The organism is Prevotella sp. TF12-30, assembly GCF_003436715.1.
Classification (GTDB): Bacteria; Bacteroidota; Bacteroidia; order Bacteroidales; family Bacteroidaceae; genus Prevotella; species Prevotella copri_A.
The window spans coordinates 336-9,543 of sequence record NZ_QSQJ01000063.1; the positions used below are offsets into that span (position 1 = coordinate 336).

The 9,208-nt window shown below is 46.6% G+C and carries 5 protein-coding genes; all 5 read right to left on the reverse strand.

The genetic code is table 11. The annotated features are described in order from the left end of the window. Positions 1 to 136 precede the first annotated feature (136 nt). The 5 genes from DXD25_RS15350 to DXD25_RS15375 all read right to left on the reverse strand — a co-directional run bounded on the left by DXD25_RS15350 (position 137) and on the right by DXD25_RS15375 (position 7,912). A complete protein-coding gene (locus tag DXD25_RS15350) occupies positions 137 to 1,252 on the reverse strand; it encodes a hypothetical protein (RefSeq protein ID WP_117664265.1) in 1,116 nt (371 codons plus the stop codon). A 271-nt stretch (positions 1,253 to 1,523) separates the two neighbouring features. Next, entirely contained in the window at positions 1,524 to 4,568 is a 3,045-nt protein-coding gene (locus DXD25_RS15355) for a type I restriction endonuclease subunit R (protein ID WP_117664266.1), read from the reverse strand. Between the two features lie 307 nt (positions 4,569 to 4,875). Next, positions 4,876 to 6,150, reverse strand: coding sequence for a restriction endonuclease subunit S (locus DXD25_RS15365; RefSeq protein WP_158556360.1), 1,275 nt, complete (start codon positions 6,148 to 6,150; stop codon positions 4,876 to 4,878). A gap of 2 nt (positions 6,151 to 6,152) precedes the next feature. After that, positions 6,153 to 7,661: a class I SAM-dependent DNA methyltransferase gene (locus DXD25_RS15370; protein WP_117664268.1), complete on the reverse strand. Its 1,509-nt coding sequence runs from the start codon at positions 7,659 to 7,661 to the stop codon at positions 6,153 to 6,155. 50 nt (positions 7,662 to 7,711) lie between these two features. Beyond that, positions 7,712 to 7,912: a hypothetical protein gene (locus DXD25_RS15375; protein ID WP_117664269.1), complete on the reverse strand. Its 201-nt coding sequence runs from the start codon at positions 7,910 to 7,912 to the stop codon at positions 7,712 to 7,714. Positions 7,913 to 9,208 lie beyond the last annotated feature (1,296 nt).

A 9,208-nucleotide genomic window follows, 5' to 3' on the forward strand; every position in this document is an offset into this window, starting at 1 on the left:
CGGCGTTGTCTTGTTTCTTCGACGCTGCAAAAGTAGTGAGATTTCCAAACAAAAGGGTAAAAAAAATCCCCCACGAATCCGTTTGGGGGATGTGGGGGATATACTTTGTAATTTTGGGGGATACCTTTGGGGGATACTATCTGAACTTTTCTATCTTTCTTGCATTGATGAAGGTTCCAGGCTTGGCGTACTTAGACTCTTGAAATTCTAAGTCCAGCTTATCCGCAATCTCTCTATAAGCCTCGCAACATGAAGGCGCAGCACAGTCAGCAAGCGTCCATTCCGTGAAATCATTATGCTTGAAATAACCATTTATCTCATGAAAATCGTCCGTAGAACATTTTAATAAAGTGCTGAAAGCAGAATTAATCTGGTCAACGAAAAGGCGCTGGGTTGACTTCTTCAGCCAATTCTTGCTCAAGAAAACCTTATAGACGATAAACCAATGTTTCTGTGCACAGAGGGTATTGTCTTCGATTAAGTCTTTAAGTTTAAGCATCAGCTTATCTACATCCACATTCTCCTTAAAAACCATGTTCTGGAAGATGTTTTCCTTCTTGATTTCGCAATGCTCCTGGGCTATCTGGTAAGAAACATACTTATCCAGAAAATCGTTGATATTATCGTAAGTCTGTTCCTTCTTTCCAAGAATAAAACCCACAGTCATCTTAATGTCCCTGCCGTTATTGTGAAAAACTACACCGAACTGAGAATTGAAAAGTTTCTCTTTTCGGTTATATAACATATGGTTTTTAAGTTGGGTTTCATCCGGAAAGAAGAAAGCCTCATCCTGGCTGTCCTGCTTGTAAATACGCTCCAGTCGATTTTCATTCTCCTTGCGGTATCTATCAATTTCCTTCTGGAAAAGGTCTTCGCAATAGGTATCATTGACAAAAGATTGTCTGAAACCATGAAAGCCCTCATCAGCCAAAAGGATGATGTCATTAATCATTTTGCGCATTTCTTCGCCTTCATAATCCTTATAGGAGGTAAGCGTAGGTTCTAATTCTACTTTAATCTGATAGAATCTCTCCTTCTTATCATCCAGCAAAGACCATGCTATTTCTCTCTTTAGTGATTTTAGTAAATCGAAAATCTTTCTTACATGATTACGTAAGATCAGCTTCCAAGCAGCTATCAATTCCTCATTGTTGTTTTCGTCTTCTTCTTTTCCTAAAAGGCGGAAGCAAACATTGAAGCGGGTAACTAGACCTTCCAGCTTTTTCAAGTGCACTTCTTGTTCGTCGTCCATGATTTTATAGGTTTGAAATTATAGTTGTAAAAAAAGCGGCGTGGGAGTCCCTGTAAGCACCGGTATTCAGGTACCTGCAAGAACCTTCGGCAAGGTACAAACAAGTACAGCCCACGCCGTAGAGGAGTGGACGCCTTGCTGTCACCGTCTTCTTGTCGAATTTCTGAATTTGCAGGTTCTGAATACCGTAGAAGTGTCAGATAATCAGCGTCTATCTTATTATGATTATTATCTATTTACTTTCTGTTTCTTACTAAAAATTTTAAAGGGTTTATACTACGTTTTCTTCATCATCCGCCCAGTGGTCGCATTGGCGCATCACGGTTTCCAGCGCCTTCTTTGCACCCTCAGGTGGATACTTATACTTTTTGAGCAGTCGCTTCACCATTACTCGCATCTTCGCCCTCGCCGATTCCTTCCGGTTCCAGTCGATGGTGCGGTTGCGGTGCAAGACTTCCGTCAGTTCCCGGGTCAGTGCCACAAACTCCTCGTCAGAGTAAGCCTGTCGCACACCTTCGGGCGTGGAAAGCGCATCATAGAATGCCTTCTCCTCGGGCGAAAGTCCCAGGTCGTTGCCCTCAGCCTCCGCCTTCTTCATCTGCTGAGCCATCCTCAACAGTTCCTCTATCACTTCCTCGTTGGTGAGCAAGCCCTTCAGATAGTTGGAGAGACTCTGGCTGAGCATGTCGGAGAAGAGGTCGCTTTGAACCACGTTGGTCTTCTGCTGCTGCTTGATTTTCTCTTTCATCAGTTTGGTGAGCAGTTCCACCGCCAGGTTGCGCTCCTTCATGTTCTTCACCTCCTGGATGAAGGCGTCGTCGAAGAGCGAGAACTCTATCTGGCGGTCGCCGAAGAGATTGATCACTCCGTCGGTCTTCACGCTCTGACGGAGCAGGTCGCCGATGCGCTCGTTGATTTCATGGCGGCTAATCTTGCCCTTCTGCGAGAGTTTGAGCATCATCACGCGCAGCGCATCCATATAGCACACCTCAGCCTTCTGCTGCTCATCCAGGAGCGAACGGCAGAGCGTGGTGGCGTTGTGAAGCAGATTGCTGTGCTCCATGAAATTCTTCTTGCGCTGAACCATGGCTGGAGAACTCAGGAAGTTGGCTCCGCCCGTAATGGCGAGTGCCCGCTTCGTATTGTCTGGCTCGAAGAAGCCGGAATAGTCGAAACCATGAAGCTGGTCTCGACAGATTTCCATCTCCTCCTTCCATTTCACCAGGGCGGTCTTGGCGATGTCGGGGTCTCCGAAGCGGCGGCGGTCACGGTTGGTGTACTGCTGCATGGCACTCTTCAGCGCCTGCGCAATGCCTACGTAATCCACTATCAGTCCGCCTTCCTTGCCCGGGAACACTCGGTTCACACGGGCTATTGCCTGCATCAGGTTATGACCGCTCATCGGCTTATATACGTACATGGTGGCGAGCGACGGAACATCGAAGCCCGTGAGCCACATGTCTCTTACGATGGCGATTTTCATCTCATCGTCGTTGTCCTTGAATTTTCTTGCCAGTTCCTTCTTGTAGGCTTCGTTGCCGATAATCGGCTGCCAGTCTTCGGGGTCCTGGTTAGAACCGCTCATCACTACCTTTACTTTCTCCGTCCACTGGGGGCGAAGTTCCAGCATCTTGCGGTAGATTTTGATGGCGATGCTTCGGGTCAGCGCCACGATCATTGCCTTGCCGGTGAGTTCCTGCGCACGGTTCTGCTCGTAGTGCTGGATGATGTCCCTTACCAGCGTGTCGATGGTGGCATCTTCGCCCAGGAGTACTTCCAGCCGGCTGTGCTCCTGCTTCGCCTGCTTAATCTGCTCCTCGGTGGCTCCCTCATCGGCTAGGTTGTCAAACTCATCGTTCAGCAGCTTCATCGTGTCTTCGTCCAGGTTCAGGTTCACCACACGGCTCTCGTAGTAAACGGGACGGGTGGCTCCATCGTCCACCGCCTGACTCATGTCGTAAACGTCGATGTAGTTGCCGAACACTTCCTCCGTGTCTCTGTCGCGGTCGCTGATAGGCGTTCCGGTGAAGCCGATAAACGAGGCGCCTGGCAGGGCTTCCCTCATCTTCTGGCTAAATCCCTTCTTCATGCTCAGGCTCTTGGTGTCCCAGTGCTCATCGCCGTATTGCGAGCGGTGTGCCTCGTCGGTCATCACGATGATGTTGCGGCGGGTGGAGAGTGCCGAGTCGCCTTCTTCAAACTTCTGAATGGTGGTGAAGATGATTCCCCCACTCTTTCGGTTACGGAGCAGATTGCCCAGGTCTTCACGGCTCTGGGCGTTCTGTGGTTCCTGACGAAGGAAGTCCTGGCAGCGGCAGAACTGACCGAAGAGCTGGTTGTCGAGGTCCTTGCGGTCGGTTACCACCACGATGGTTACTTCGGGCAGTCGCTGCACCAGCTGGTGGGCGTAGAACACCATGGAGAGGCTCTTGCCCGAACCCTGCGTGTGCCAGAACACACCGATTTTTCCGTTTCCTTCCACTGCGGTACGGGTGCGCTGCAGGGCTTTGCCCACGGCGTAGTACTGATGGTAGGCGGTAAGAATCTTGGCGTATTTGCCCTGGTTCTTGTCGAAGCAGATGAAGTTCTGCAGGATGTCGAGCAGTCGCTGCTGCTGGAACATGCCGAGGAAGAAGGTGCGATAGTCGGCAAAGAGGGTTGACTCGTATGAGCCGTCTATGGTCTTCCATTCCATGTAGCGGTCTTGCTTGGCGGTGATGGTTCCGGCACGGGTCTCGCTCATGTCGCTGATTACGTTGAAAGCGTTGTAGCTGAAGAGGCTTGGAATGCTCTGCTGATAGTTCTTGATCTGCTTGTAGGCATCGTCGATGGATGCGTCTTCGGAGATGGCGCTTTTCAGCTCCACCACCACGAGGGGCAATCCGTTGACCATCACCACCATATCGCAGCGCTTGTTCTTATACTCTTCTACTCGCCACTGGTTCACCACCTTGAAGAGATTTCTTTCGGGGTGGTCGAAGTCGATGAGCCTCATCAGGGCTGTTCGTTCTTCGCCATCTTGCAGGAATCCCACCTCCAGACCGTTTTGCATCCAGAGTGTAAACTGCTCATTGTTCTGTTCTAAAGTACCGATGCTGATGTTGGTGATTTGCTTGATTCCTTCATCCAAAGCATCGGCTGGCAGTTGAGGATTAAGCCGTCGCATCGAGGCGACCAAATCGGCACGATAGAAAGGCTCCTTGTAGTCGCGCTCCACGTCGTAGCCACATTCGTACGCATAGCCGAGTTCGTCCCGGAACAGGGCAATGAGCGTTTGCTCGTATGCGTCTTCGGTGAATTTCTTGTCGTCTGCCATAATGTTATTTTTTATATACAAGTGTCGTAAGTAAGCCCCACACGCCCTGAAAGGGCAGAAGCTCCTAGCCCAGGGCGTCGCCCTGGGTGGTTCATGTGCGCAAGGTCATCGCCCTGTAAGGGCAAAAGCTTTCAAAACACCAGGCGAATAACAAAGCTTTTGCCCTTACAGGGCGCCTTGCTTATTGCCATTTTACCCAGGGCGATGCCCTGGGCTAGGGGCTTTTGGGCCTTCAGCCCGTACCTGAACCACTTACGAAACTTTAGTTTAATATTTTCTTTCTCGTTATTTTCTTTCGTTGCTCTTCTTATTCCGGGACTTCCAGCTCGCCTGACATGAGGCGAGGGAGAAGGGTGTCACGGAGAAGGGAGAGGCGGGAGGACTCTTTTTCCAAGAATTCAATTCTTGCAAATAAGGGCGACACAATAGTCTCAAAATCCTCAAATACTTTTTGCTCCGGCATTAATACTTGCAAAGACTTCATCAATGATCCCGATGCTTCCTTAAACGTTGACCCTGTAGATTTGTTTTCAATCTCAGGGGTTACATATTTCAAGAAGCAATACAGGAAACAAGTTCCTGCTTTCTTTGGAACAAGAGATTTAAAACCCTGATTGGTACAAATATCATTCTGAGCAATTGAAATATATCCAATAGGTGCTCTTGATGTAAACAATATAGTACCCTTAGGCATTAACTTTGTCGATGTGCTATTGTAGCCTTCTTCTGTTATGTCGATTTCTCCTCTTGAAGTGTAAACGGCTGGATGGTTAGATAAGTCCTTCGGTGTTAACCAGGCTATTCCCTTCTGAGTGTAATACTCTGGCTTAGCTTTTGAAGGAGTACTTCCACCTACTACATCAGCAATTTCATCAAGCCTTCCTACTTTCCATCCTTCCGGAATCATTCCCAATTCACTATCCACGAACTTACCATTCTTGAAAGGTTCAAAGTCAACGAACCAATTCTTGAAAATAGCCTGCGCCATCTCCTCCAAATCAGCATTGATTTTGTTGTTCAACTCTATCTTCCGGTCGAGAGAAGAAAGGATGGAGGCTATGCGGCGCTGAACGTCAAGCGGTGGAACCGGAATGTACATAGATCTAAAATTTGTCTTATTAAATTTTGGTTGTGCACTACCTGTTACTAAAGCTTGAATATTAGCCTGTCCTATCTTACTTTTGAACCAATAATAGTAAAAATCATTATCTCCTTTTAGCTTTATTGTAATTGCATTTGGTGCTAATGACATTTTATAAGGCAAATTCGGACATTTAAATACTGTACCAACATTGGCTCCAACATTTGATATTATAATCTCACCTCCAGACAAAGAACTTTTGGATAGAAAACTATAAGCATGCTCATCAATATATACAAAAGGACCCTTGAAATCATTATTGAAATCAACCAATCTAATTAAAACCGCATAATCCTCCGTATCTTTGTAATGAACATTGGAAGCTAAAGAAGCAAAGCTACCATTAGCAACATAGTCTGTTAATCTTTCTTTCTCCTCATCGATTGTCGAGAGACGCCAACCTCTAGGTAAGAATCCCCATGGTGAATTAACTTGTTCCATCCTTACACCTCCCATCCTATTTTCTTCAACTGCATTCTAATCTCCTCTTCCTGCTTCTTGCTTTCCTCAAACAGCTGTTTCAGCTCTTCGGTGAGGTTCGTCATTTTTTCCTCGAAAGGCACTCCGTCGCCTTCATCTTCGGCGATTCCTACGTATCTTCCAGGAGTCAGGATGAAGTCCTGAGCAGCAATCTGCTCGGTGGTGCATACGGCACAGAAGCCCTTTTCATCCTCCAAGGTTCCCTGCTGGAAAGCATGGAAGGTGTCGGAGATTTTCTTAATATCCGTATCAGGCATCAGCTCACGGAGCTTGCGAGTCACCATCGTACCCATGTTGCGAGCATCGATAAACACAGTCTTGCCCTTCTGCGCCTTGTTACGGCTGATAAACCAAAGACTTACAGGAATACCCGTACTGTAGAACAGCTGCGAAGGCAAAGCCACGATTCCCTCTACCAGGTCGGCTTCGATGATTTCTTCTCGAATCAGTCCCTCGCCGCCACTCTGACTCGAAAGCGCACCATTCGCCAGCACCAAACCAATCTTTCCGTTTGGAGCCAGATGGTGAATCATGTGCTGCATCCACGCAAAGTTGGCGTTGCCAGCTGGTGGCAAACCATACTGCCAGCGCACATCTTCCTGAAGCGCACTCTGTCCCCAGTCGCTGAGATTGAAAGGAGGATTGGCAAGAATGAAATCTGCCTTCAGCGTAGGGTGCTGGTCATCTAAGAAACTGTCTGCATATACTCTACCCAGATTCGCTTCCAAACCATGGATGGCAAGGTTCATTTGTGCAATCTTCCAAGTATCAGGGTTCGATTCCTGTCCGTAGATACTGATTTTACGCAGGTTTCCCTTGTGGCGATCTATAAACTTGGCACTCTGCACAAACATACCGCCCGAACCGCAGCAAGGGTCAAAGACTCTACCCTCGTAAGGTTCCAGTATCTCCACCAGTGTGCGGACAATGCAGGAAGGCGTATAGAACTCACCAGCGTTCTTTCCCTCCTGAGAGGCAAACTTCTGCAAGCAATATTCATAGGCTCTGCCCAAGAGGTCTTTCTCCTCGCCAGCATCATGCATTTCTATATTGGTAAAGAGATCTACGACTTCACCTAATTTGTTTTTAGGCAGTTCCGGACGGGCAAAATTGCCGGGCAGAACATTCTTCAGTCTTTCGTTTTCACGCTCAATGGCGGTAAGTGCTTCATCTATCACCACGCCTATTTCCGGTGTGTGGGCAGCAGCACTAATCTTGCTCCATCGGGCTTCAGCAGGCACGAAGAAGATGTTCTCGGCAGTGTATTCGTCCTTATCTTCCGGGTCGGCGTATTCGTCGCCCTGCAGCTCCTGGAACTTCTGGTCGAAGCGGTCGCTGATGTATTTCAGAAAGATGAGTCCGAGCACCACGCCCTTGTACTGAGATGCATCGAGACTGCCTCTCAGAATGTCGGCAGCCTTCCATATTTTCTCTTCAAAACCAATGCTGATGGTATCTTGTTTCTTAGCCATTTTATCTTTGTTTATTGGATATTACACATTATTTATATATAAAGACCCAGTTATTTATCGATAAGCACGAGTCTCCACTTCTCGTTTTCGAGAAGGATGGACTGGTCTTTACTGGTCATTTTGAATGTCTGACCGTCGATGGTTATCTGATCATTCTTGATGGTATAGGCATAGTTTCCGCAGGGAGAAAGCTGGGTAGAGGTGTGCAGGATTTTGCCCTCCTCATCAATCTCTGTTACCGTTTTCTCCACGTTGAAATATACGCTATCGGCGGTGAACTGGCAATAGACAGCCCCCGCATCTACATCTAAAGTAAGGTTTCCAACACGCTGATAAGCCTCGGAAATCGCCCATTCGTGGGCTGAAATTTGGGTTTTGTAGTCGATTTCCCCCGAATTTTCTGCATTTTCATCGCTCGAACAGGCGGAAAATGAAAACGCAAAAAGGACGAATACCAGCGCCTGAATCCACGCTGCTATTCGTCCTTTAATAAGTACACGATGATTTGAGGTTAATTTTGACGAGCCAAAATTACCCCCCCCCCTAAAACCTTGATAATCAATTTGTTATGCATACACATTATCATTTAAACAATTGAAATTTTATTTAAGTTCGTGCAAAGGAGGCTTGCCTCTCAGCATTCGTAAAAGCAAAGTTATAAAAAAGCAGGCTAACCACCAAATTTTATCACGTTATTTAACGGAAAAGTGGTTTTGAAGGCATAAATGAGGCTCAAAAGGCATTTTTCACCCCCTCAGAACGGCCAAAATAAGATGGGAAATGAGGTTTTTCTGCTTGAGAAACAAGGAAAATCCAGAAATATCATAACAATTTTATTCAATATAAAGACAAAGGATGGAGGGAGAACATGGGAAACAAGAAGTGAATCTATAGCTTTTAAAGATACAACTCTTAGAAATGACAGCTTTCACAAACAGGCTATATCTTGTTGCTTATCAACACATTATACCAACACAACATTCCATCTTAAGAAACAAATCAAAATCCTCTATCGTGTCATTAAGGGTCAGTGTCATTAAGGGTCATTAAGGTTTTCGGGGCGCAAAATCCCCCTATAGTATAATATAAATAATATTTATATTATACTATAGCTCTTAATGACATTTCCCATTTTTCTTAATGACCCTTAATGACACTGACCCTTAATGACACGCTTTCGCCCTCAGCATCTTCTGCATCAGAATCCCCTTCAAGCCCCTCCTGCAAGCAATGTGTAAAAATAGCATTCACTTACATCACTATGTATCAAGTACTTACGCCATTTTTACCATCTTATTTCGATAAAAACTTGATTTCGCCTTTGAAATTTTGTATCTTTGCACCGGCAATCGAAGGAACAGCCTATTGTGCCGAAAACCGGTCATCTATTAAGACCGGGGCTGGGCTTAAATGATGGCAGGCGCCGGTCATCTATTAAGACCCAAAATCGGGCAGAAACGAGGGCTTCCGGGTAGTTGTGATTCAGTGAACTCTTAAACACAGAATAGAGTATGATTAACTACAGCATCGTAATGCGCAGCGTGAAC